Genomic DNA, 1,468 nt, shown 5'->3' with positions numbered 1-1,468 from the left:
ATTTGAATATGCCCTGTGAAGTGGTATCGGTGCGATCGCAGATGCAGCAACACTTTGGGCTAGGCAACGCTCAGCCACTATTACTCATTCGCCTTGGCTATGCCCATGCCATGCCCCGCGCTCCCCGGCGATCGCTCGACGCGGTCATCCAAGCTAATGCCATGGAGGATCATTAACGCCCATTCATAGATGTCTTACCTGAACTGAGATCAAATCCGGTTAGACAGTCCATGCATTCAAAGCTATGACAGCGCTAGGCCTGTAGCTCCTTTATCAAGGGGCGGCGAAGTGGGGAATCGAAGGCAGGATATTGCAGCCATGATCCTTCAACCGAATTTGATATTACCTGTAGAGCAGGGGTTGAATAAGATCTACTAGGTCTTCAAAGCGATAGCTGCTAATTAGGATTTTTAATTGTTGGACTAAATCGTGATGCTGATTGGACGTTTCCTGAAGTATGGCGAGAAGTTTGTTATCGTTACATTCTAGGGCTGCTATGTAGAGCTGTTCTGTCCACTGTTTAGGCATCGTAGCTAGATTCTCTCTAATCTGATCGAAGCTGTAGTTGTGCTCAGGATTTTGGAAGGTAGAGGGAGATAGAGTGTCTTGACACGTATATTGGATTTGGAGATGCTGCGCTATCTCATTTAAAAGATCAGAGATATGAAAGGGTTTACCAATCACAGCATCACACCCGGCGGCTAAGCAAGAATGTTGTTGTTCCAAAAAGGCGCTAGCTGTGACTGCAATAATGATTGGATCTGTTGATGGATGGTGAGAGGCGGGGGGAGCGATCGCTCCTTGGGATATCTGCTGACGAATAATCCGGGTGGCTTCATAACCGTCTAGCACTGGCATATGCATATCCATGAGGATAAGATGAGGCTGCCAGCGTTGCCATTGCTGTATGGCTGCCTGTCCATTTTCTGCTTCTGCGACGTCAAAGCCAGTTTGAGTCAGGATTCTCACTAAACGCAAGCGACTCACTGTGTTATCTTCCACTACCAGAATACGAGGGGCAGGTCTATCAGGAGGAAGGGCAATGGTTTGGATGGTGGGTTGATCCATGGCTTCTGCATCGCCTGGTATGTCCACTTGGATGGAAAACCGAAAGCAGCTACCTTGACCAACGGCGCTCGTAACGGTAATGGTTCCACCCATCATGTATACAAACTTCTGGCTAATGCGTAACCCCAAACCTGTCCCCTCTTGAGACTGAAGACCTGATTTGGTTTGGGTAAATGCCTGGAAGAGCTGGTTCATTTCTTCCGGCGCAATGCCCTGCCCCGTATCCTCGACTTCAAAATGAAGCTGTACTGGAATCGATGCATCCATGGACTCTATGGTGCGATCGCAGAAGATCCGCAGTGCTACGAACCCTCGATCCGTGAATTTAATAGCATTGCTGAGTAAGTTAAGAATAACTTGCCGCAGCTTATTCTCATCTGTGATGATTGAGGTGGGTAGA

General features: G+C 48.1%; 1 protein-coding gene. It reads right to left on the bottom strand.

Annotated elements, in window-relative coordinates:
- Positions 1-342: 342 nt before the first annotated feature.
- The coding region (locus tag V6D20_03870) for an ATP-binding protein (GenBank protein HEY9814928.1) at positions 343-1,468 on the bottom strand (1,126 nt) is incomplete at its 5' end.

Source organism: Candidatus Obscuribacterales bacterium (genome assembly GCA_036703605.1).
Classification (GTDB): Bacteria; Cyanobacteriota; Cyanobacteriia; order RECH01; family RECH01; genus RECH01.
This window is presented reverse-complemented; position numbering and strand designations above follow the sequence as displayed.